This is a genomic window from Vibrio sp. 1-1(7), assembly GCF_013048485.1.
Taxonomy (GTDB): Bacteria; Pseudomonadota; Gammaproteobacteria; order Enterobacterales; family Vibrionaceae; genus Vibrio; species Vibrio fujianensis.
Genome location: NZ_VHSP01000008.1, coordinates 1 through 24,906 on the forward strand (window position 1 = coordinate 1; position 24,906 = coordinate 24,906).

A 24,906-nucleotide genomic window follows, 5' to 3' on the forward strand; every position below is an offset into this window, starting at 1 on the left:
CCCTTCTTTAAAACAAAAAGGCGTGACCTCAACCTTGGCAAGGTTGCGCTCTACCAACTGAGCTAGTGTCGCATTTCATCGTTGAGTACGATGACAACTATTAACTCTGGAGCGACACACGAGGTTCCCTTCTTTAAAACAAAAAGGCGTGACCTCAACCTTGGCAAGGTTGCGCTCTACCAACTGAGCTAGTGTCGCATTTCATCGTTGAGTACGATGACAACTATTAACTCTGGAGCGACACACGAGGTTCGAACTCGTGACCTCAACCTTGGCAAGGTTGCGCTCTACCAACTGAGCTAGTGTCGCATTTCATCGTTGAGTACGATGACAACTATTAATTCTGGAGCGACACACGAGGTTCGAACTCGTGACCTCAACCTTGGCAAGGTTGCGCTCTACCAACTGAGCTAGTGTCGCATCAACAACGTTTTGTGCTGTTTAGGGCTGCGAATTATAAGTGCATTTTTTTGTGATGCAAGTAGTTAAAGCAAAAAAAAATGATTTTTAACTCATTCGCTGATAAAAGAAGCAACAAGGCGACTGATCAAACAACGACAGTAGAGAGAATTAACAATACGTGCCCCGACATAACGAACCTAATATAAGGCGTCACTCTAAAAATCAAGATGCTAAAGCTGATTTATATCTTAAAAACCGTAGAACGATAAAATTTTAACTCCGCAATTGATTCTCGAATATCGTCTAACGCTAAATGCGAACCTTGTTTGGAAAACTCATTCAGCACTTCAGGCTTCCAGCGTCGAGTAAGTTCTTTAATGGTGCTGACATCAATATAGCGATAATGGAAGTAACTCTCTAATTCAGGCATATGCCGATATAGAAAACGACGATCTTGGCCAATACTATTGCCACAAATGGGTGAAGCACCGGCAGGAACCCATTGCCGTAAAAACTCAAGCGTCTGCTTGACTGCTTGTTGCTCATTAATTGTACTTTGACGTACACGCTCCACTAATCCACTTTCATGATGCGTTCGTGTACACCAGTCATCCATTTTCTCTAGCTCGGATTTGGGTTGATGAATCGCTAACACCGGCCCTTCAGCAAGAATAGTAAGTTGGCTATCTGTAACAATTGTCGCAATTTCAATAATTTTATGTTGATCAGGATTAAGACCTGTCATTTCAAGATCAATCCAAATGAGGTTTTGTTCGCAAAAAGACATATAATACGTCCCTATAGGGGTTTGCTTATAAAAAAGGTACTATAACCCGAATACATATCATCAAGATACCTCATGTGGCTTGTGAAGCCTACCAATTTAGCGGGCCTTGTTTAACGCCAATAACCGAAAGTAGAACAGAGTGACTAAGAAAAAAAAACTGACTAAAAGCCAAGTTCGTCGAGTGAGAACAAATCAACATAAAAAACTCAAACACGATGAGTCTGTTTCATGGGATGAATCGATGTTAGAAAATGCAAAAACAGGCTTAGTGATCAGCCGATTTGGTCAACATGCAGATATTGAAGATCCCTCAACGGGACTCGTTCATCGCTGCAACTTACGACGTAGTATCGAAAGCTTAGTCTCCGGCGATAATGTTATCTGGCGTCCCGGTGCTGAAATGCTAGCTGGAATCTCTGGTGTGGTTGAAGCGGTAGAGCCAAGAACATCCGTTCTGACTCGCCCTGATTATTATGATGGGCTTAAACCGGTGGCGGCAAACGTGAATCAAATGGTGATCGTTTCTTCTGTGCTTCCCGAATTATCTCTTAATATTATTGATCGCTATTTAATTGCTGCGGAAACATTATCGATTTCTCCCTTGATCGTTTTAAACAAAGTAGATTTACTGACACCGGAGCAGCGCTCACACTATCAGCAACAGCTTGATAATTATCAATCAATTGGTTACGACATCCTCTTTGTTAGTAAAGAAAGCGGCGAAAATATCGATCAGTTAGAAAGTAAACTCCGTAACCGAATTAACGTGTTTGTTGGTCAGTCGGGTGTGGGTAAATCAAGCTTAGTCAATGCATTAATGCCGCAGTTAGAAATAGAAGTTGAAGAAGGTGAAGTTTCTGAAAACTCAGGACTCGGCCAGCATACAACCACAGCGGCTCGCTTATATCATATTCCATCCGGAGGAGATTTGATTGATTCTCCTGGCGTTCGTGAATTCGGATTATGGCATTTAGATGCAGAAGAAGTGACAAAAGCCTATGTGGAATTTCGCCCTTACTTAGGTGGGTGTAAATTTCGAGATTGTAAACACCTTGATGATCCTGGCTGTCTATTGAAAGCCGCAGTTGAACGAGGAGAAATTAGCACTCAGCGGTTTGAAAATTATCACCGGATCATTGAAAGTATGTCGGAGAATAAAGCAAACCGACAATACTCAAGAAATAAAAAAACCGATATCTCATAAGTTAATAAACTTGACTCAACTACGGATAACTGCTGACATAACTGGTTATTTTCAGTAACATCTCGCGCCCAAATATGAAAAGACATTGGAATAGTACACGATGGATAAACTAAAAGTTGGACTGCAATATTGGCTCCCACAACATGGCTTAACCCGTTTAATTGGAAAGCTCGCTTCAGCAAAAGCAGGCGGACTAACTACAGCCATCATTCGCTGGTTTATTAAACAATATAACGTCAACATGAATGATGCATTGCACTCTGATCCTAAGTACTACTCAACGTTTAATGAGTTTTTTGTACGTGAACTCAAGCCTGATGTTCGTCCTATCGCTTCGGGAGAGGACGTATTGGTTCATCCTGCCGACGCTCGTGTCAGCCAATTTGGGCCAATTACTGATGGGCAACTCATCCAAGCAAAAGGTCATCAATTCTCCGCTCAAGAATTACTCGGTGGCGATGCCGATTTAGCTCAAGAGTTTGCTGAGGGCGACTTTGCAACCTTGTACCTTTCACCCAGTGATTATCATCGTGTCCATATGCCCTGCGATGGAACCTTACGACAAGTGATTTATGTGCCCGGTGACCTTTTCTCCGTGAACCCGCTCACCGCAGAGCATGTACCTAACCTATTTGCACGTAACGAGCGAGTCGTGTGTATATTTGACACGCCATTTGGTCCACTGGCTCAAGTTTTAGTCGGAGCAACGATAGTCGGAAGCATTGAACTGGTTTGGTCTGGCACGATGACACCACCACGTGGAAACACCATCTATCGTTGGAATTATCCACCACAAGGACATCAAGCCGTCGTGCTCCAAAAAGGTCAAGAAATGGGGCGCTTTAAACTAGGATCAACAGTGATTAACTTGTTTGCGAAAGATGCGATTCGCTTTGATGAAAGCATGCAACTACAGTCTCCAACGTTATTGGGCTCTTCGTACGCCCATAAAGCTTAACCTTACGGTCGCCATTTTAGTTGAAATGGTGACCGTGGTAATCCGCACGCTTTCATCGCGAGTTGTTGCATAAAGTGTAAAAGTTTTAGCGCACTCTAAGACCTTTCTTGTTGAATGATTTATTCTTAGTTGTTCTCGGATAAAATTTGCCAAGGAAGCTTTTATGCATACATTATCTACTGGGCTTCTGACCCGGTTAGCCATCAGTTTTTTTATCCCGCTAGGGGTACTTGCTCTCCCAATTGATCTGATTCCTATTCAAGATTTAACCTTAGTGCAGCATCGGCTGTTAGCCATTTTCCTTCTTGCCGCTCTACTCTGGGTACTTGAACCTGTCCCTGTATTTGCTACTTCAATTTTAATCATAGCCTTAGAGCTGATTATGATTTCAGATAAAGGTCTGCATTGGTTTCGCTTACCGCTAGAGCAACATGAAGTCGGACATTTAATTCCCTACACCGACATTCTTGGCGCATTTTCCTCACCGATTATTATCTTATTTATGGGAGGGTTTGCACTGGCGATTGCTGCCTCAAAATATGAATTAGATAATAACTTAGCTCGAGTATTGCTACGCCCATTTGGCCATCAACCCAAATTTATTATGCTAGGGTTAATGTTGATCACTTCTGTTTTCTCTATGTTTATGTCCAATACGGCAACCACCGTAATGATGCTTGCATTACTAGGGCCGATCGTCGCATCCGCCCCTCAAGGTGAATTGGGTGTCAAAGCATTGGTCTTGAGTATTCCAATTGCAGCAAATACGGGAGGAATTGCAACACCGATTGGCACACCACCGAACGCCATTGCCCTGCAATATTTAACGGGTGAACATAGCATAAACTTCCTCTCTTGGATGATGATAGGGTTACCTTTTGTTTTGATCCAATTAACCATCGCCTGGTTTTTGCTGCAATACTTTTTCCCGTCTTCTCAACCAACCATGACACTTAAATTACAAGGCACTTTTCAACGTTCTTGGCGCGCAATGGTGGTTTATTGCACCTTTACGGCTACGATCGTGTTATGGATGACCACCGCATTACATGGCATGAATACTTATGTGGTTTCGATTATTCCACTGGCCGTTTTCACACTGACAGGAATTATGGGAAAAGAAGAACTCAAATTGATTAACTGGGATGTACTTTGGCTCGTTGCTGGCGGGATTGCAATTGGCATTGGTTTAGAACATACAGGCCTAGCTGAAGCGTTAGCCCACGCCATTGATTATGAACGTTTATCCCCGATGTTTGTAGTGATATCTCTCTCTATTGTTTGTTGGCTGATGGCTAACTTTATGTCGAATACAGCAACCGCTAACCTATTAATGCCCATTGCCGCAGCGATAGGGATCTCGATGAATAATTTAACAGCGGTCGGAGGGTTACAAGGCCTACTCATTGTTGTGGCATTTTCCGCCTCACTCGGTATGATTCTTCCTGTTTCAACCCCCCCCAATTCGCTAGCCTACTCGACAGGGTTAATTGAAAGTAAGGATATGGCGAAAACTGGCCTCATTCTTGGCTTAATTGGCTTAAGTATTGTCTATCTAGCGGCTTGGATTCTGACATAGCTAATTTTGATCAATAGGCAACGTTTTGTTGCATTGATAGGGAGAATCGTTGATCTTAACCTACTGCAAAGCGAGTAAAGTGTAGTAAAATTACGCTAGTTTTCACTTTCTAATTACTATGAATTTAATGAGGTCATAACTATGTCTACTAAGAAGCCAATGGCTCTAGTTATTCTTGACGGTTGGGGCTACCGTCAAGATAACAGTAGCAACGCCATTAACAATGCCAATACACCAGTGATTGATAGCCTAATGGCTAACTGTCCACACACACTCATCTCTGCATCAGGCATGGATGTGGGCCTTCCTGACGGTCAAATGGGTAACTCTGAAGTGGGTCATACCAACATCGGTGCAGGTCGTATTGTTTATCAAGACCTCACTCGTATAACAAAAGCAATTGCCGATGGTGAGTTCCAACAAAATGAAGCGATTGTCACTGCTATTGATAAAGCCGTTGCTGAAGGTAAAGCGGTACACTTAATGGGGTTAATGTCTCCAGGTGGCGTACATTCTCATGAAGATCACATTTATGCGGCAGTCGAATTAGCGGCGGCTCGCGGAGCTGAAAAAATCTACCTCCACTGCTTCCTTGATGGTCGTGATACCCCGCCGCGTAGTGCAGAAAACTCACTGCAGCGTTTCCAAGACCTATTTACAAAACTGGGTAAAGGTCGCATCGCTTCTTTGGTTGGCCGCTATTACGCAATGGATCGCGATAATAACTGGGATCGAGTTGAAAAAGCGTACGATCTACTGACTCAAGCGAAAGCTGAATTTACCTACGATTCCGCGGTAGCAGGCCTTGAAGCAGCTTACGCTCGGGAAGAAAATGACGAGTTTGTACAAGCGACTGAAATTCGCACGGCAGATCAAGCATCTGCAGCAATGCAAGATGGTGATGCCGTTCTGTTTTTGAACTACCGTGCCGACCGTGCTCGTGAAATTACTCGCACTTTTGTCGCTGATTTTAATGGCTTCAAACGTAGCGTTTTCCCTGCGGTCAACTTTGTTATGCTGACTCAATATGCGGCTGATATTCCGCTAGCTACCGCTTTCCCACCCGCTTCACTTGAAAACACTTACGGTGAATGGCTATCTAAAGCAGGTAAAACCCAGTTACGTATTTCTGAAACAGAAAAATATGCTCATGTCACCTTCTTCTTTAACGGTGGTGTTGAAAATGAATTTGTCGGCGAAGAACGTCAACTCGTTGCCTCTCCTAAGGTCGCAACCTATGACTTACAACCTGAAATGAGTTCAAAAGAGTTGACGGATAAACTGGTCGCTGCGATTAAATCAGGTAAATATGATGCCATCATCTGTAACTATCCAAATGGCGATATGGTGGGGCATACTGGCGTTTACGATGCCGCGGTGAAAGCATGTGAAGCCGTTGATGAATGTATTGGTCGTGTGGTTGAAGCAATCAAAGAAGTGGATGGTCAATTACTGATTACTGCCGATCATGGTAACGCGGAAATGATGGTCAATCCAGAAACTGGCGGTATCCATACTGCGCATACAAATTTACCAGTTCCTTTGATTTACGTCGGTAATAAGGCAATCACGTTAAATCAAGGTGGTAAATTATCCGATCTTGCTCCAACTATGTTGGCGCTCAGTGATATGGAAATTCCTGCCGAAATGTCAGGTCAAATTCTTTATTCTTAAGCTTTTTATTAAGATCATAATAAAAGCCCCATTTGGGGCTTTTATATTATTCGTTTCTGTTAAGCTCGACGATAATTGAAAAAGATAGCAAATGTATTCATCATCTTGCTCGCCTCATTCATCACTTTGAGTATACTAAGTGCTCAGCAATTTCTACGATGATGACGATAACAGATGATCTTCTCTATTTTTAAACGGATGACTCTCTCCCTTCAACTAACCGTTTGCTTAGCGAGCATGCTATTTTCTCTTATGAGTCACGCCGTATCACAACAAGAGCTATCGGGAGTAAAAAGTGAAATTACTCGTCAGCAACAATCATTAGCTCAAAGACAAAAACAGTTAGATCAGCTGCAACAGTCTTTAAAACAACAAGAGTTGTCCATTTCCCAGTTAGAAAAACAGATCCAATCTACGCAAAAAAACCTAACTCATACAAATAAAAATATCGCAGCCCTTCAGACAAACATGACCCAATTAGAAGAGCAACACCAGCAACAAGCAAAAAAGCTAACAGAGCTATTGCAGACGTACTACGTAACTCGGCGAGCATTAGCCAGTGGTGATCTATTAAAAAATGGTGTTGAACAAGATCGAATGAGTCAATACTACCAGCACTTAGCCAAAAGTCGCTCGGCAATGATTCAGCAACTGGAAGCCACTCGCCAAACACTAAACGAAAATGAACACCAACTCCAGTTGGAACGGGAACAAATCACCACGCTACTACAGCAACAAACACAAAAGCGCGATCAATTAAGCAAGACTCAACAAAAACGACAACAGACCATTACCTCAATTAGCAAAAGCATCTCTGGCGATAAAGTCTATCTGGCGGAATTACAACGTAATGAAACTCGCTTAAAAGCGGAAATAGCTAAAGCCGCCAAACGCAATGCAGTCCCCATGGATGGACTTGCCAAACAACGAGGTAAACTACCTTGGCCGATTCAAGGGCAGGTTTTACATCAATTTGGTGAGCGACAAACCGGACAAGTGGATTGGAAAGGGATGGTGATTAATGCTAGTTATGGCCAAGCTGTTAAGGCGGTTTATCCCGGAACCGTTGTCTTTGCCGAGTATTTAAGAGGTTATGGATTAGTTATTTTACTCGATCATGGTCAAGGTGATATGACACTATATGGTTATAACCAATCACTGATGAAAAAAGAAGGCGACAAAGTAGCAGCTGGGGAAACACTTGCACTGGCAGGTGATACTGGCGGACAAACACGCCCAGCCTTATATTTTGAAATCCGCCGTAACAGTAAAGCAGAAAACCCCCGCCATTGGCTCACTCGTTAATTGTGTAGATTAAGCTTGGTAGTAGTTTTCAACGCTTGAAATTAATTGAGTAATATCTTGTTTAGATAATCGATTAATTCCACCAGCAGCCTCACGCCCACCACCAGAGGAAAACTGAGCACAAACCGTGCCTGCACCTTGCTTATTGACTAATGGCGCTCGCAATGAAACGGTATAGCTGTCACTGTCTAACCGAGTGAGTACTAAATGCGCCTTTTGATGTTGTTGGTTTGCGAGCAAATTACTGTATACCCCACTCACCCGATGCGATAACGCTTCCGCTGGCAATTCGAAAACACGTAATACACGACTTTCATAATACGCAGGGACAGCAAGGACTTGCTCCATATCTTGTTGATAACACTGATCTAATATGGAATAAGGAGAGAGAGGCTCAGCAATCAGCTCAAATGGAGAAGGATAGTCAAGTAAAGCACGGAATAAATCCGCTGGGTGATAATGTAAATCTTGCAGTGATTGCCCATAACCATTGTAATTGATTAAGGTGCCTAATCGCTTTAACTGCTCTGATTGCAAGCTCGTTAAACCGGCTAAGCCAGCGAGATGATCCCCGATTTCAAGTAAATTATCGCCGTACGCAGCAGTAATCGCCCAATGGTGATATTGTCCATTTAGCAGACGATCAATAATCAATCCAGTACAAGTATTTGCACTTAAATCAATCGCTGTCGTAAGGTTCGGATGAATAGGGATAGGGCCCGTTTGGTGATGGTCGGCGTAAAAAACCTGTGCCCCACTATCCAAAATTCGCTGTAAATCTAGCACATTTTTTGCCAGTGAAAGATCCAAAACGGTAAGACTGTCTGCTGATGTTACGGATAAAGACTGTAATAATTGAATATCTCGCTTAACCCCGGTGATCAATTGACTATTACACGGATTAGCCAGACGTAGCTGTAACAGCGCTATGATACCGTCGGCATCACCATTAAACACATCATAATGCATGGCGAAACAACCAAAGTAGGAGAATGAATAGCAATAATGTAGGGTGATTACGCATGAACAAGCAAGATAAAAAAGTTATATCTCATTGCAATTAGACATGCATAATCCGCACGCCATCTTCTAATAATTGCAGTTGTTCTAATCCTTGTTCGGTCGCATTCGATTTCATGACAGAAATAATTTGTAGCATGCCTTGGTGAATAACCGATTCGGTAATTTTTGAACTTAAAGACATCGCCGATTGATAAGTCAACCAACTTGAAGCAATCAAATGTAAAGTTGTCACCATTTTTTTCATGTCATCATGCTCAAGTTTTAACAGTTTCATCTCAACAAATACCTGCATAATGTCAACTAAATTCGACTGTAGCTTTGCTTGTACTTGAATATAGTCATTATGCAACGGCTCATCTCGCTGCAAAATTTCCGGTAAATTGGCGTAAAAGAAACGGTATTTCCACATTAACGTAAAAATTGAATCAAAATAGTGCTTCAAAAGCGTAAGGCTTTCATAAGGCCGCTGCCAAGGAGTAAAACGTTCTATTAATTCCGCAGAATAAAGCGCAAAGATCTCTCGTACGATTTCTTGTTTATTACGAAAATGATAATAGAGATTGCCCGGGCTAATCTCTATATGGGCAGCAATATGATTGGTTGTGATGGATCTTTCTCCATGTTCATTAAATAATGCTAAGGCTGCATGAACAATTCGATCTTTTGTTTTCATCTATCGTCGACATTCTTATTTAAAGGGGTTATCTAAGAGTATAAATGAGCCGAATAAGTAAGTCCGTTCAGCACATAAAACGATGTTTGACTTAAAAAACGCCTGACCAGCAGGCGTTGAATCCTTTATTGATGGAATGGTCTCGACAGTTCATGCACCGCATCGACAAAAACACCGGCATTTTCTGGTGGAACATCCAAATGAATACCATGCCCCAAGTTAAAGACATGTCCCGTTCCTTGACCAAACCCTTGTAAAATCGTTGCAACTTCGTCGCGAATTCGCTCATGAGGAGCATGCAGCATAGATGGATCCATATTCCCCTGTAAGGCGACTTTATCACCCACTCGCTCTTTTGCATCGGCAATATTAATTGTCCAATCAAGGCCGATTGCGTCGCACCCTGTGGCGGCAATTTGCTCTAACCACATGCCGCCATTTTTGGTAAACAGAGTGACAGGAACCTGACGACCATCATGTTCACGAATCAAACCGTCAACGATTTTATGCATATAGCGTAGTGAAAAATCTTGGTAATCACGTGGCGTTAAAACACCACCCCAAGTATCAAAAACCATCACTGACTGCGCCCCGGCTTTGATTTGCGCATTTAAATAGTCGACGACGCTATCCGCTAATTTATCCAATAATAAGTGTAACGTTTGCGGCTCAGCGTACATCATTTTTTTGATCTTTGTGAAGGCTTTCGAACTTCCACCTTCAACCATATAAGTTGCCAAAGTCCAAGGACTACCTGAAAAACCGATGAGAGGGACGTCACCTTTTAGATCTTTTTTGATCTGACGAACCGCATTCATGACATAACGTAATTCGCCTTCAGGATCAGGCATTATGAGTTTTTCAACATCTTGCTTACAAGCTATCGGACGTTTGAATTTTGGCCCTTCTCCCGCTTCAAAGTAAAGCCCTAATCCCATCGCATCCGGAATCGTCAAAATATCAGAAAATAAGATTGCTGCATCAAGAGAAAAGCGACGTAACGGCTGTAATGTGACTTCAGAAGCGAGCTCTGCATTTTTACATAGTGACAGAAAATCCCCAGCTTGAGCGCGAGTCGCCCGATATTCAGGCAAATAACGTCCGGCTTGACGCATCATCCATACCGGAGTGTAATCGACAGGTTGCTTGAGTAATGCACGCAAATAGCGGTCATTTTTTAATTCAGTCATGGTTTATCCACTTCTCTTATTTGGCTGTATTTTATTAAGTATTCTAACATTGATTTCACTTCCATCGTGGGAAGCTTTGCAACCGAGATCAAGTTATTCACCTTTAAATCAATGCTTAATTTGCGTACTCCCTCATTCAATGTTACAAATTTGTTTGCTAGCGAAAACTACAATAATAACTGAGTGTTATTCTGACTCAGCATCTCATAACGACATCTTACTTACCCCCTCCCACTGTGGAGGGTTTTTTTTAGCTGATTGATCCGACAGTCTCTTGCTGTATAGTGACAAGAGTATGCTCAATTAAGCTTCTAGCGATTGTACCTTTCGGAGCCAGGGGTGGTAAGCTTTGTGCAGAAAACCATTGTGCGTCAGTTAATTCAGAATAATCTGGCTTTAATTCTCCAGAGGCATAGTCCGCTAAAAAAGCCATCATCATACTGGAAGGAAAGGGCCATGGCTGACTGCCAAAATAGCGGATATTTTTAACCAATATACCGGTTTCTTCTTTGATTTCTCTAGCAACACACTGCTCTAAGGTTTCACCTGCTTCAACAAACCCAGCGATGACGGTATACATGCCATTACGGTGACGAGGATGCTGAGCAAGTAGAATTTGCTGCTGATGACGAACCGCAACAATGATGCAGGGGAAAATACGTGGATAATGCAGGGTTCGACATTCCTGACATTGCATTGCCAATTGATGGTGATTAAGGTAATTGCGTCCACCACATTGAGGGCAAAATCGCATGGTTTGGCTCATATGGCCATATTGAATCGCTTTACTCGCCATTAAGAACAGAGAATCATCGAAATGCAACAATTCACGTAAATGAGTCATTTCTAAGGTGCAATCAATTTCTTGAGCATTGATCCAATATATCGGAACCTCCTGTTGATAACCGATAAGCACTGCCTGTGATGAAGGTAGATTCCACTGCTCAGCGCAGCCTTGTGGGATCGTATCGTTCACCGTCCAGATCTCACTTCCTGATACCACACACCAATAAGCCGATTTTTGATCACTATTTTCTAACATACTCACTCCTGATCGCTTGCAGTTCAACCATTTTACTGGCAATCTAATTTCATACCAGAGTTTGTAGTCATTTGATTTCCATGCCTATAAATTCTTGTTTAAGCAAAGGATGGTGGTCTTCACCACACATATGCAGACACGATCATCAAATCGATGATCCGATCATGAGGGCGTGGCCATGCTAAAGAAGTTAAAAAAAACACAAGAACAATGGGGTGGTTCAAGTGATGTCATCGATCACTGGTTAGATAAACGGCAGCAGTTGCTAGTCGAATATTGCCAACTGGCAGTAACAGCGCCGCTACCCGATAATCAGGCCTTTAGTGAGCTCCCCTCTCTGCAAGCAATACAATACTTTAGCCAAGAGCTCGTCGATTATATCTCTGAAGGTCACTTCAAAATCTATGATATGGTCATGAACAAGTGGCAAGCCACTGGATTTAAGGCAACCGATGAAATCAACCAAACTTATGCTCAAATAACTCAGACTAATGATCCGTTACTAAATTTTGCTGACCGTTATGCTACGCTCAGTGGCGAAGATGATCTTGAGTCTTTTGATGATGATCTATCAAAGGTCGGAGAAGTGCTCGAATCACGATTTGAATTGGAAGATTATCTAATTCAGTTAATTGCTGATAGTTTATCAATTCCACCTGGAGCATAAAGCTTCGTTGGCGCTGTTTTCCAACTTACTCCATGGTTCCAAACCAAATAAAAAGGCACCCGAAGGTGCCTTTTTTCATTCAACTATTGATTACTCATTAGAAGAAAAACCAGCATTTAGCAAAGCAGCAAGGTTATCTGTTGCTTGCTCAGCCGATGGGCCTTCTTTTTCTACTTGACGCTTAGCTTGACGATCTTGATGGTACGCAAAGCCGGTACCTGCTGGGATCAGACGGCCAACGATAACGTTCTCTTTCAGACCACGCAAATCATCTCGTTTACCCGATACGGCAGCCTCGGTCAGTACTCGTGTCGTTTCTTGGAATGATGCGGCAGAAATGAACGATTCAGTCGCCAAAGAAGCTTTGGTAATACCCAGTAACTCACGTTCAAAACGTGCAGGCTCTTTACCTTCAGACTCTAACTGACGATTAGCAATCTTCACTTGTGAGTATTCCACTTGCTCACCAGGTAAGAATTCAGAATCACCAGCATGAGTAATCGTACACTTACGCAGCATCTGACGAACGATAGTTTCAATGTGTTTATCGTTAATCTTAACGCCTTGTAAGCGATAGACTTCTTGAACTTCGTTAGCGATGTACGTCGTTACCGCATGGATACCACGCAAACGCAGAATATCATGTGGAGACTCTGGGCCATCAGCAATAACATCACCACGTTCAATACGCTCACCTTCAAACACGTTGAGCTGACGATGCTTAGGAATCATCTCCTCGTAAGTATCACCACCATCACGTGTGATAACCAAGCGACGCTTACCTTTGGTTTCTTTACCAAATGAAACGGTACCGGTGTGTTCTGCCAAAATGGCAGGCTCTTTCGGTTTACGCGCTTCAAATAAGTCAGCAACGCGAGGCAGACCACCGGTAATATCTTTGTTGCCGCCAGATTTCTGAGGAATCCGCGCCAGTGTATCACCAATGTTTACTTCTGCACCGTCTTCGATATTGACAATCGCTTTACCAGGTAGGAAATATTGTGCTGGCATATCAGTGCCAGGAATCAATACATCTTTTCCTTTTTCATCAACCAATTTAATCGCAGGACGCATATCTTTACCCGCTGCAGGGCGCGCCGCAGGTTCAGTCACTTCACTTGAAGATAGACCGGTTAGATCATCGGTTTGACGAGAAACAGTCACACCATCGATCATATCAACAAATTGAATACGACCAGCTACCTCAGTAATGATAGGGAGTGTATGTGCTTCCCAGTTAGCAATAACTTCACCAACATCAACAGCTTGATTATCAGCTTTGCTTAATAACGAACCGTATGGCAGTTTGTGTTTCTCTTTAGTACGACCAAACTCATCAATAATAGTCAGTTCAGAAGCACGTGATGTGATCACTAACTTACCATTTTTATTGGTTACGAACTTCGCGTTATGCAGCTTCACCGAACCTTTGTTCTTCGCTTGAATGCTGTTTTCTGCTGCTGCAGTCGATGCTGCACCACCGATGTGGAACGTACGCATCGTCAACTGTGTACCTGGTTCACCGATAGACTGAGCGGCAATAACACCGACAGCTTCGCCTTGGTTCACTAAATGACCACGAGCCAAATCACGACCATAACACAGAGCGCAACAACCAAAGTCAGCATCACAGGTTACGACTGAACGAACACGGATACGGTCAACTGAGTTATCGTTCAGAATTTGACACCATTTCTCATCCAACAGCGTGTTACGCGGCACAAGCACTTCTTCTGTACCTGGTTTCAGAATATCTTCTGCAACCACACGACCAAGAGCAAGCTCAGTTAGCGGAACTTTAACGTCACCACCCTCAATGTGAGGCATCATATCAACGCCTTCATGAGTACCACAGTCGTGCTCAGTAACCACAACATCTTGTGCTACATCCACTAAACGACGAGTCAAATAACCCGAGTTCGCGGTTTTCAATGCGGTATCAGCTAGACCCTTACGCGCACCGTGGGTTGAGATAAAGTACTGAAGTACGTTCAGACCTTCTTTAAAGTTCGCGGTAATTGGCGTTTCAATAATCGAGCCATCCGGACGAGCCATTAGACCACGCATACCCGCAAGCTGACGAATCTGCGCCGCAGAACCACGAGCACCCGAGTCAGCCATCATATAGATGCTGTTAAACGATTCTTGGCGTTCTTGCTCACCGTCGCGGTTGACAACCAGTTCAGATGAAAGGTTTTCCATCATCGCTTTCGCAACGCGATCATTGGTTGATGCCCAAATATCAATCACTTTGTTGTAGCGTTCACCAGCAGTTACCAAACCTGACTGGAATTGCTCTTGAATTTCACGGACTTCTTCTTCCGCTTCAGCAATTTCAGTATATTTAGCGGCTGGTACAACCATATCATCGATACCAACAGACACACCTGATAGTGCAGCATAAGCAAAGCCGGTATACATGATTTGGTCGGCAAAAATTACCGTATCTTTTAGACCAAGCTTACGATAAGCCTCGTTGAGTAGGTTAGAAATTTGCTTCTTACCTAACTTCTGGTTCACGATACTAAATGGCAGACCTTTCGGTACGATTTGCCATAACATGGCACGACCAACCGTGGTATCAACCATCTTAGTTTCAGTGGTACTGTTACCGTCTTCATCGACAACGGTTTCAGTGATACGTACTTTTACGCGAGCATGCAGTTCAGCGCTCTTCGTACGATATGCCTTTTCGGCCTCAGCTGGGCCAGCAAGGTACATCCCCTCGCCTTTGGCATTGATCTTTTCACGCGTCATATAGTACAAGCCCAATACAACGTCCTGTGAAGGAACGATGATCGGATCACCGGATGCTGGCGACAGAATATTGTTAGTCGACATCATTAGGGTACGCGCTTCAAGCTGTGCTTCTAGTGTTAGAGGCACGTGAACCGCCATTTGGTCACCATCGAAGTCCGCGTTGTACGCCGCACAAACGAGTGGGTGTAACTGAATGGCTTTGCCTTCGATCAGTACTGGTTCAAACGCTTGGATACCTAGACGGTGCAGTGTCGGTGCACGGTTGAGTAGCACTGGGTGTTCACGGATCACTTCATCTAAGATATCCCAAACGACCGCTTCTTCACGCTCAACCATTTTCTTCGCAGCTTTGATTGTCGTCGCTAGGCCACGAGTCTCTAACTTGCTGTAAATGAATGGTTTGAATAGCTCAAGTGCCATCTTCTTAGGAAGACCACACTGGTGTAGACGAAGGTATGGACCGACTGTGATTACTGAACGGCCAGAGTAGTCTACACGTTTACCTAGCAGGTTCTGACGAAAACGACCTTGCTTACCCTTGATCATATCAGCAAGAGATTTCAACGGACGCTTGTTTGAACCTGTGATCGCGCGGCCGCGACGACCATTGTCGAGTAGTGCGTCAACAGACTCTTGCAACATACGTTTTTCGTTACGTACGATGATGTCCGGAGCAGCAAGCTCTAGCAGGCGCTTCAAACGGTTGTTACGGTTGATTACGCGACGGTATAGGTCGTTCAGATCAGACGTCGCAAAGCGACCACCGTCTAGTGGTACTAGAGGACGTAGATCTGGCGGAAGTACCGGAAGCACCGTCAAAATCATCCACTCTGGCTTGTTACCAGAGGCCAGGAATGCTTCAACCAGCTTCAAACGTTTAGTGACTTTTTTGCGCTTAGTTTCAGAGTTCGTCGTCTCTAATTCTTCACGCATCTGCTCTGTTTCCACTTGCAAATCCATGGACGATAAGAGATCTTTAATCGCTTCCGCACCCATTTTTGCCGTGAATTCATCGCCCCACTCTTCCAAGCGATCCAGATACTCTTCTTCAGTCAGCATCTGACCGCGTTCAAGATCTGTCATGCCCGGTTCAGTCACTACGTACATTTCGAAGTAAAGAACACGTTCGATATCACGTAAAGGCATATCCATTAATAAACCAATGCGCGATGGCAATGATTTTAAGAACCAGATGTGTGCAACCGGTGAAGCAAGCTCGATGTGGCCCATACGGTCACGACGAACTTTAGTCTGGGTTACTTCAACGCCACACTTCTCACAAATCACACCACGGTGTTTCAGACGCTTATATTTGCCACAAAGACATTCGTAGTCTTTTACCGGACCAAAAATACGCGCACAGAACAGACCATCACGTTCAGGCTTGAACGTACGATAGTTGATCGTTTCAGGTTTTTTCACTTCACCAAAAGACCATGAACGGATCATGTCTGGTGAAGATAGACCGATTTTGATTGCATCAAATTCTTCAGTCTTATGCTGTGCTTTTAGAAAGTTTAATAAGTCTTTCACAATCAGCTCCTGTAAGGAGTTAAAAGGGCCCGCTGCGTAGTGTAGCGAGCACCTTCCTACCAGAAAACCAGTTTGGTCCCCCATAGGGGAACCTTAAGGTTTACTCTTCGTCTTCTAACTCGATGTTGATACCTAGCGAGCGAATCTCTTTTAACAGAACGTTAAACGATTCTGGCATACCAGGTTCCATCGCGTGGTTACCATCTACGATGTTCTTATACATCTTCGTACGGCCGTTAACGTCATCAGACTTAACGGTGAGCATTTCTTGTAGTGTATAAGCTGCACCATAAGCTTCTAATGCCCACACTTCCATCTCACCGAAACGTTGACCACCGAACTGGGCTTTACCGCCCAATGGCTGTTGAGTGACCAAGCTGTAAGAACCCGTTGAACGCGCATGCATTTTATCGTCCACTAAGTGGTTCAATTTCAGCATGTACATATAACCAACCGTTACAGGACGTTCGAAAGCATCACCTGTGCGACCATCAAACAGAGTTAACTGTCCTGATGTTGGTAAATCAGCCAATTGCAACATAGCTTTGATAGAAGTTTCATTCGCGCCATCAAAAACAGGAGTTGCTACTGGTAAACCATTTCGCAAGTTATTTGCCAAGGTACGAACTTCATCGTCCGATAATGTGGCAATGTCTACTTTCTGACGGGTTTCACCCAGATCATACACTTTTTGCAAGAATTCACGCAGTTTAGCTAATTCTTGCTGCTCTTTGATCATCTGGTTGATCTTGTCACCAATACCTTTCGCCGCCAAACCTAAGTGAACTTCTAAGATCTGACCAATGTTCATCCGCGATGGTACGCCCAGTGGGTTGAGTACGATATCGACAGGTTGACCATTTTCATCGTAAGGCATGTCTTCAACAGGGTTGATCTTCGAGATAACACCTTTGTTACCATGACGACCCGCCATTTTATCACCAGGTTGAATGCGACGTTTGACCGCTAAATAAACTTTGACGATCTTCAGTACGCCCGGTGCTAAATCATCACCTTGAGTAATCTTACGGCGTTTAGCTTCAAATTTCTTATCGAAATCAGCCTTTAGCTCATCCCATTGTTCAGCAAGCTGCTCTAGCTGAGATTGTAGCTCGTCATCGGCCAGTGTTTGCTCAAGCCATTTTTTACGTTCAATCGCATCTAATTTCGCTTCAGAGTAACCACCCGCTAGCAATACAGAACGAACACGAGCAAGCAAACCACCTTCCAGAATCTGGAATTCTTCGGTTAGATCTTTCTTCGCTTCTTTTAACTGCATGTGCTCGATTTCAAGCGCACGTTTGTCTTTTTCTACACCATCGCGAGTAAAGACTTGCACGTCGATAACCGTACCAGCAACAGAGTTTGGAACACGTAATGACGTATCTTTTACATCAGATGCTTTCTCACCAAAGATAGCACGCAAGAGTTTCTCTTCTGGCGTTAGCTGAGTTTCACCTTTTGGTGTTACTTTACCAACCAGAATGTCGCCGCCTTTCACTTCTGCACCGATGTATACGATGCCAGACTCATCTAGTTTAGACAGTGCAGCTTCACCAACGTTTGGAATATCTGCAGTGATCTCTTCGGCACCCAGCTTAGTATCACGAGCCACACAAGACAGTTCTTGAATATGAATAGTGGTAAAGCGGTCATCTTGAACTACGCGTTCGGAAACTAAGATCGAGTCTTCGAAGTTGTAACCATTCCAAGGCATGAATGCGATACGCATGTTTTGGCCAAGAGCCAATTCGCCAAGGTCAGTTGAAGGACCGTCTGCTAGTACGTCACCACGAGCCACCGGTTCACCTGGCATCACACATGGACGCTGGTTGATACAAGTGTTCTGGTTAGAACGGGTGTATTTGGTCAGATTGTAGATGTCGATACCTGCTTCACCAGGAATTAACTCTTCTTCGTTTACTTTGACAACAATACGTGAAGCATCAACCGACTGGATCATACCACCACGTTTCGCTACCGCAGTTACGCCAGAGTCAACCGCTACATTGCGCTCAATACCGGTACCAACAAGTGGTTTCTCTGAGCGTAGAGTTGGAACCGCCTGACGTTGCATGTTCGCACCCATCAAAGCACGGTTCGCATCATCGTGTTCTAGGAACGGAATGAGTGATGCTGCAATAGAAACCACTTGGTTCGTCGCAACATCCATGTAGTCAACATGTTCACGAGGATGCAGGCCAGATTCGCCTTTTTGACGCGCCGTAATCAGCTCATCAGCAAAACGGTTTTCATCGGTCAATTTTGCGTTCGCCTGAGCGATAACAAATTGGCCTTCTTCGATTGCAGACAAGTAATCGACTTCATCCGTCACCACACCATCAACTACACGGCGATAAGGCGTTTCTAAGAAACCGTACTCATTGCAACGTGCAAACGCAGACAAAGAGTTAATCAAACCGATGTTTGGACCTTCCGGTGTTTCGATTGGACACAGACGACCATAGTGCGTTACGTGTACGTCACGAACTTCGAAACCAGCACGCTCACGAGTCAGACCGCCAGGGCCCAATGCAGAAATACGACGCTTGTGCGTGACTTCTGACAGCGGGTTGTTCTGATCCATAAATTGAGAGAGCTGAGAAGAACCAAAGAATTCTTTAACAGCAGCAGAAATCGGTTTCGCGTTGATCAGATCTTGTGGCATCACATTATCAAGATCGCCTAGACTTAGACGTTCTTTCACTGCACGTTCAACACGAACAAGCCCAACACGGAATTGGTTTTCTGCCATTTCGCCAACACTACGAATACGGCGGTTGCCTAAGTGGTCGATATCATCCACTTCGCCTTTACCATTACGAATCGAGATCAGCTTTTTCATCACTTCAATGATATCGGTTTCATCGAGTGTGCCTTGCTCTTCCGCACCATCGCGCTCAATAGAACTGTTGAACTTCATACGTCCAACAGTTGAAAGATCATAGCGTTCTGGCGAGAAGAACAAGCTTTCAAATAATGATTCTGCGGCTTCTTTTGTTGGTGGCTCGCCAGGGCGCATCATGCGGTAAATCTCTACTAATGCAGAAATACGGTCTGACGTGCTGTCGATACGCAAGGTTTCCGACATGAACGGACCGTGATCAAGATCATTGGTAAAGAGAACTTCAAGTTTCTTATAACCGGCTTGCGATAGATTAGCTAATGCTTCAAGGCTAACTTCTTGGTTAGCCGCAACAATCACTTCTCCAGTCGCTTCATTGATATAATCTTTTGAGGAGACTTTTCCGACAATATAGTCAACAGGTACTTCAATGAAGCTAACGTTATCTTTTTCTAACTGGCGAATATGACGCGCAGTAACTCGGCGGCCTTTCTCAACATAAACCTTACCATCGGCTTCGATATCAAACGTTGCCGTTTCACCACGCAAGCGCTCAGGGACCAATTCCATCATTAGAGTTTGGTCTTTGACTTCGAAATTCACTTTTTCGAAGAAGATATCGAGGATCTCCTCTGTCGTTTTACCTAAAGCACGAAGAATGATCGATGCAGGTAACTTACGACGGCGGTCGATACGAACGTATAGGTTGTCCTTAGGATCGAATTCAAAATCGAGCCATGAACCACGGTAAGGGATAACACGTGCATTATAGAGCACTTTACCAGAAGAGTGGGTCTTACCCTTATCGCTGTCGAAGAACACGCCTGGGCTTCGGTGCAGCTGGGATACGATAACCCTCTCGGTACCATTAATTACAAAGGTACCATTATCTGTCATGAGTGGAATTTCACCCATGTAGACTTCTTGTTCTTTAATATCTTTGACAGTACCTGCTGGCGCGTCTTTATCAAAAATCACTAAACGTAGTTTTACACGTAGCGGTTTTGAATAAGTTACACCACGGATTTGACATTCTTTAACGTCAAAAACTGGCTCACCAAGACGGTAGCTAACGTATTGCAGCTCTGAATTGCCGTTATAGCTCTGAATTGGAAAAACAGAACGAAAAGCAGCTTCAAGACCGTATTGTCCCTCTGGATCCTGTTCGATAAATTTTTCGAATGAATCAAGCTGGATCGATAGCAGGTATGGAATGTCCAACACTTGTGGACGAGTACCAAAGTCCTTACGGATGCGCTTTTTCTCGGTATAAGAGTAAACCATGGGGTTCCTCAGCTCGCTGATAAGTGACCCAAACTGTCCGCCTTTGTCTATAAAGGAGTAGGACAGTGACTAAATCGCTGTTTACTGTAGTGACATCTTATTTCGTTAGAATAAGATGCTTTTTGCATGGATATGGAACGCTTAAACAGCGGGAAAATTCGCCCATACCCTACAGCGCAAAAAGGCCGGTGGTCAACAAACCACCAGCCGTTAGCCTTTCGGCTAAACAATTAAGTAATAATTACTTAATTTCAACAGTTGCACCAGCTTCTTCTAGCTGAGCTTTAAGAGCTTCAGCTTCAGCTTTCTCAACGCCTTCTTTCAGAGGTGCTGGAGCGCCATCAACTAGAGCTTTAGCTTCTTTCAAACCAAGACCAGTTGCGCCACGTACTGCTTTAATTACAGCAACTTTGTTACCGCCAGCAGCAGTTAGGATTACATCGAATTCAGTTTGCTCTTCAACAGCCGCACCAGCAGCAGCGCCACCAGCAACAACTGCAGCAGCAGCAGAAACACCAAACTTCTCTTCCATAGCAGAGATAAGTTCAACAACTTGCATTACAGACATTTCTGCAATAGCGTCTAGGATTTGCTCGTTAGTAATAGACATAACAATTCTCTTTTAAGTCAACAATAAGTTTATTTGGCAATCAGTGAAAAGCAAGGCAATTAAGCTGCGGCTGCTTCTTTTTGATCGCGGATAGCAGCGATAGTACGTGCCAGCTTGCCTGCAGAAGCTTCTTTCATGCACATCATTAAGCGTGCAATTGCTTCGTCGTAAGTTGGTAGTGTCGCTAGTACTTCAACGTCAGTTAATGCGCCTTCGTATGCAGCTGCTTTGATTTCAAATGCTTTATTATCTTTAGCGAAGTCTTTAAAGAGACGCGCCGCAGCACCTGGGTGCTCGTTAGAAAAGCCAATCAAAGTAGGGCCTACAAATACCTCTTTTAGGCATTCGTAAGCTGTGCCTTCTACCGCACGACGTGCAAGTGTATTACGCACAACTTTCATGTAAACGCCCGCTTCACGCGCTTGTTTACGTAGAGTTGTTAACGCAGCTACTTGAACACCGCGAGAGTCAGCAACAACTGCAGAAAGTGCACCACTGGCCGCTTCGTTGACTTCAGCAACAATTGCTTGTTTGTCTTGAAGGTTTAAAGCCATCTTGGATTGCTCCTGGTTGTTATTACACCACTCACTATTAATAATAATGAGAGCTTATTCGGTGCAGTCCCAGAAGAAAGTTAACTTAATAAAAAATTAGAGCTTTCTGTCAGTTCGGGCACCATCTACGTAGGTTTTATTAAGTTATCTAATTGATAACGCCTACGGTCTTGGACGGAGACTGGGTCATAGTTCAAAGAACCAAAGTTCAGCCCCAACCACAAATATTAGGCGCAAGATTATACATCAATCTCGCACCTAAGCAAATGAATTATGCTTGAGTCGCCAGAGTATTCTGATCAACAGCAACACCTGCGCCCATCGTCGTAGAGATACTTACTTTCTTAACGTAAGTGCCTTTAGCTGATGATGGTTTTGCTTTCTTAAGCGCAACAAGAAGAGCCTCTAGGTTCTCTTTAAGTTGTTCTGTTTCGAAAGATACTTTACCGATCGTGGTATGGATAATGCCGTTTTTGTCATTACGATAACGAACCTGACCCGCTTTAGCATTTTTCACTGCTTCAGCAACGTTAGGAGTTACAGTACCAACTTTTGGGTTTGGCATCAGACCACGAGGACCAAGGATTGTACCGAGTTGACCGACAACGCGCATTGCATCAGGAGAAGCAATGACTACGTCAAAGTTCATTTCGCCTTTTTTCACTTGCTCAGCAAGATCTTCCATACCCACTAGGTCCGCACCAGCCGCTTTAGCTGCTTCAGCGTTAGCACCTTGAGTGAATACTGCAACGCGAACGTCACGACCAGTACCGTGTGGTAGTACAGTTGCACCACGTACGTTTTGGTCCGATTTACGAGCGTCGATACCTAGATTAACAGCAACGTCAACAGATTCTACGAATTTAGCCGTTGCGAGTTCTTTTAGAAGAGCAACCGCTTCGTTGATTTCGTATTCTTTAGTTACATCCACTTTTTCGCGAATAGTACGCATGCGCTTAGTTAGTTTTGCCATTATCTTAACCCTCAACCACTAGGCCCATTGAACGAGCAGTACCCGCAATAGAACGTTTCATCGCTTCGATATCAGCACCAGTCATATCTGCAGCTTTAGTTTCTGCGATTTCTTGGATTTGAGCGTCAGTAACAGTACCCACTTTTTCAGTGTTAGGACGACCTGAACCAGACTTAACTCCAGCCGCTTTCTTCAATAAAACAGCAGCAGGTGGTGTCTTAGTTTCAAACGTGAAAGAACGGTCACTATATACAGTGATAACCACTGGAATAGGTAAACCTTTCTCTACAGATTCTGTTTTGGCATTAAATGCTTTACAGAATTCCATAATATTAACACCACGCTGACCTAGAGCAGGACCAACTGGTGGACTTGGGTTAGCCATACCGGCTGCAACTTGCAGCTTGATATAAGCTTCAACTTTCTTTGCCATGATATTTCCTAAATTATGGGTACAAACGCTGATCGCTCGACCAGCTCCCCAGTTACTTTACAAGTTTTAAAGATCATTAAAAAAGATAACGACCAATAAAGGGCGCGAAATTATAGTCAAAAGACACGCCTTAAACAAGACTCAGAGGTGATATTTTAATCAAGCTTTTCCACTTGACCAAATTCAAGCTCGACTGGTGTTGCCCGACCAAATATTGACACAGAAACTTTCAGACGGTTTTTCTCATAATCAACTTCTTCGACTGTACCATTGAAGTCGGCAAACGGACCTTCTGTAACACGAACCACTTCACCCGCCTCAAACATCGTTTTCGGACGTGGAGACTCACTCGCTTTTTCCAGACGGTTCAATATCGCATCAGCTTCTTTATCTGTGATCGGTGCTGGACGATCTGACGTGCCACCAATGAAGCCCATTACACGAGGAACGCTACGTACCAAGTGCCATGACTCATCATTCATGATCATTTGAACCAGCACGTAACCTGGAAAGAATTTACGCTCGCTCTTACGACGTTGGCCCGCGCGCATTTCCACCACTTCTTCGGTTGGAACAAGAACTTCACCAAAGTGTTCTTCCATTCCATGCATTTTGATATGCTCACGAAGTGATTGAGCGACACGGCCTTCAAACCCAGAAAAGGCTTGAACGACATACCAGCGTTTTTTTGGAGCTTCACTCATGTATTAAACCCTCTATACTCCAGTTACAAAAGCAACAAGACGAACCATAATGCCGTCAATGCCCCAAAGAACCAGAGCCATTACAATACTTACAGCTAACACGATCAGTGTCGTTTGCATGGTTTCTTGCCGTGTTGGCCACACCACTTTGCGGACCTCCATGCGAGATTCGCGTGCAAACACAATCGCAGCTTTACCTTTAAAAGTCGTTGCAGCAACTCCAAGAGCCACTGCAATTAACACAATAACACCCGCAGCACGAGCGACAACCGACAACTCACCATACAGGTAATTACCCACAACAGCAGCAGCAAGCAATACAAAAGTGATGATCCACTTCATTGTATCTAGCGCATTTGAGCTATCAGGAGCTTCAGCATTATTAGCTTTCATAAACCAACCTGTCACAAGTCTAACTATAGACGACAACAGCCCCGCTGTTGCAGGGCAAATCCATTTCATCAGCAACTACGCTGACATACTATTTGACCAAGATTATTCTCAGCCCCGAAATCCATGCTAGCGTTTGATAAATCAACGAAATAACTAGCAGTGCAGAAAAAGGGCATCAAATGATGCCCTTTTTACTACGGTATAGTCAAATCATTCTTCACAGAAACTGTGATTAAGCGATGATCTTCGCTACAACACCTGCACCAACAGTACGGCCACCTTCACGAATCGCAAAACGTAGACCTTCGTCCAT

20 protein-coding genes and 3 tRNA genes are annotated in these 24,906 nt (G+C 43.9%); 6 read left to right on the plus strand and 17 right to left on the minus strand.

Annotated features, from left to right (window positions below; translation table 11 throughout):
• Positions 1–107: 107 nt before the first annotated feature.
• The 4 genes from FKN05_RS15760 to orn form a co-directional block, all read right to left on the minus strand.
• A tRNA-Gly gene (locus FKN05_RS15760) sits at positions 108–198 on the minus strand.
• Between the two features lie 35 nt (positions 199–233).
• Positions 234–309 (minus strand) — tRNA-Gly (locus tag FKN05_RS15765).
• Between the two features lie 35 nt (positions 310–344).
• Positions 345–420 (minus strand) — tRNA-Gly (locus tag FKN05_RS15770).
• A gap of 223 nt (positions 421–643) precedes the next feature.
• A complete protein-coding gene (orn, locus tag FKN05_RS15775; RefSeq protein ID WP_099610143.1) occupies positions 644–1,189 on the minus strand; it encodes an oligoribonuclease in 546 nt (181 codons plus the stop codon).
• 139 nt (positions 1,190–1,328) lie between these two features.
• On the opposite strand from orn, the gene rsgA reads away from it, so the two are divergent.
• The 5 genes from rsgA (at position 1,329) to FKN05_RS15800 (ending at position 7,909) form a co-directional block, all read left to right on the plus strand.
• Positions 1,329–2,393, plus strand: coding sequence for a small ribosomal subunit biogenesis GTPase RsgA (gene rsgA, locus FKN05_RS15780; protein ID WP_099610142.1), 1,065 nt, complete (start codon positions 1,329–1,331; stop codon positions 2,391–2,393).
• A gap of 100 nt (positions 2,394–2,493) precedes the next feature.
• Entirely contained in the window at positions 2,494–3,351 is an 858-nt protein-coding gene (gene asd / locus FKN05_RS15785) for an archaetidylserine decarboxylase (RefSeq protein WP_099610141.1), read from the plus strand.
• Between the two features lie 163 nt (positions 3,352–3,514).
• Entirely contained in the window at positions 3,515–4,930 is a 1,416-nt protein-coding gene (locus tag FKN05_RS15790) for an SLC13 family permease (RefSeq protein WP_161427544.1), read from the plus strand.
• A gap of 141 nt (positions 4,931–5,071) precedes the next feature.
• Positions 5,072–6,604, plus strand: coding sequence for a 2,3-bisphosphoglycerate-independent phosphoglycerate mutase (gpmM, locus tag FKN05_RS15795; RefSeq protein WP_161427543.1), 1,533 nt, complete (start codon positions 5,072–5,074; stop codon positions 6,602–6,604).
• A gap of 174 nt (positions 6,605–6,778) precedes the next feature.
• Entirely contained in the window at positions 6,779–7,909 is a 1,131-nt protein-coding gene (locus FKN05_RS15800; RefSeq protein ID WP_170887935.1) for a murein hydrolase activator EnvC family protein, read from the plus strand.
• A gap of 9 nt (positions 7,910–7,918) precedes the next feature.
• On the opposite strand, the gene FKN05_RS15805 is transcribed toward FKN05_RS15800, so the two are convergent.
• The 4 genes from FKN05_RS15805 to nudC form a co-directional block, all read right to left on the minus strand.
• Positions 7,919–8,878: an acetyltransferase gene (locus FKN05_RS15805; RefSeq protein WP_099610139.1), complete on the minus strand. Its 960-nt coding sequence runs from the start codon at positions 8,876–8,878 to the stop codon at positions 7,919–7,921.
• A 91-nt stretch (positions 8,879–8,969) separates the two neighbouring features.
• A complete protein-coding gene (locus tag FKN05_RS15810) occupies positions 8,970–9,605 on the minus strand; it encodes a TetR/AcrR family transcriptional regulator (protein ID WP_099610138.1) in 636 nt (211 codons plus the stop codon).
• Between the two features lie 125 nt (positions 9,606–9,730).
• Complete coding sequence (gene hemE, locus FKN05_RS15815; protein ID WP_170887937.1) at positions 9,731–10,795, minus strand: uroporphyrinogen decarboxylase; 1,065 nt, start codon at positions 10,793–10,795, stop codon at positions 9,731–9,733.
• 250 nt (positions 10,796–11,045) lie between these two features.
• Complete coding sequence (gene nudC, locus FKN05_RS15820; RefSeq protein ID WP_170887939.1) at positions 11,046–11,837, minus strand: NAD(+) diphosphatase; 792 nt, start codon at positions 11,835–11,837, stop codon at positions 11,046–11,048.
• A 178-nt stretch (positions 11,838–12,015) separates the two neighbouring features.
• Here nudC and rsd point away from each other — a divergent pair, with 178 nt between their 5' ends.
• Entirely contained in the window at positions 12,016–12,504 is a 489-nt protein-coding gene (rsd, locus tag FKN05_RS15825; RefSeq protein WP_099610135.1) for a sigma D regulator, read from the plus strand.
• 90 nt (positions 12,505–12,594) lie between these two features.
• Here rsd and rpoC read toward each other — a convergent pair whose 3' ends face one another.
• The 9 genes from rpoC to FKN05_RS15870 all read right to left on the minus strand — a co-directional run.
• On the minus strand, positions 12,595–16,797 hold the full coding sequence (gene rpoC, locus FKN05_RS15830; protein WP_161427541.1) for a DNA-directed RNA polymerase subunit beta': 4,203 nt from the start codon (positions 16,795–16,797) through the stop codon (positions 12,595–12,597).
• A gap of 100 nt (positions 16,798–16,897) precedes the next feature.
• Positions 16,898–20,926 (minus strand): DNA-directed RNA polymerase subunit beta, encoded by a 4,029-nt coding sequence (gene rpoB, locus FKN05_RS15835; RefSeq protein WP_161427540.1) that lies wholly within the window; start codon positions 20,924–20,926, stop codon positions 16,898–16,900.
• A 241-nt stretch (positions 20,927–21,167) separates the two neighbouring features.
• Positions 21,168–21,536 (minus strand): 50S ribosomal protein L7/L12, encoded by a 369-nt coding sequence (rplL, locus tag FKN05_RS15840; RefSeq protein WP_099610134.1) that lies wholly within the window; start codon positions 21,534–21,536, stop codon positions 21,168–21,170.
• Between the two features lie 59 nt (positions 21,537–21,595).
• The gene (gene rplJ, locus FKN05_RS15845) at positions 21,596–22,090 is read right to left on the minus strand and encodes a 50S ribosomal protein L10 (protein ID WP_099610133.1); all 495 of its coding nucleotides are present in this window, start codon (positions 22,088–22,090) and stop codon (positions 21,596–21,598) included.
• Positions 22,091–22,361: 271 nt separating this feature from the next.
• Positions 22,362–23,063, minus strand: coding sequence for a 50S ribosomal protein L1 (gene rplA, locus FKN05_RS15850; protein WP_099610132.1), 702 nt, complete (start codon positions 23,061–23,063; stop codon positions 22,362–22,364).
• Positions 23,064–23,067: 4 nt separating this feature from the next.
• On the minus strand, positions 23,068–23,496 hold the full coding sequence (rplK, locus tag FKN05_RS15855; protein WP_021021755.1) for a 50S ribosomal protein L11: 429 nt from the start codon (positions 23,494–23,496) through the stop codon (positions 23,068–23,070).
• 155 nt (positions 23,497–23,651) lie between these two features.
• A complete protein-coding gene (gene nusG, locus FKN05_RS15860; protein ID WP_099610131.1) occupies positions 23,652–24,200 on the minus strand; it encodes a transcription termination/antitermination protein NusG in 549 nt (182 codons plus the stop codon).
• Between the two features lie 12 nt (positions 24,201–24,212).
• On the minus strand, positions 24,213–24,593 hold the full coding sequence (gene secE / locus FKN05_RS15865; RefSeq protein WP_099610130.1) for a preprotein translocase subunit SecE: 381 nt from the start codon (positions 24,591–24,593) through the stop codon (positions 24,213–24,215).
• A 232-nt stretch (positions 24,594–24,825) separates the two neighbouring features.
• Positions 24,826–24,906: EF-Tu C-terminal domain-related protein (locus tag FKN05_RS15870; protein WP_080034449.1), on the minus strand; the 81-nt coding region annotated here is incomplete at its 5' end.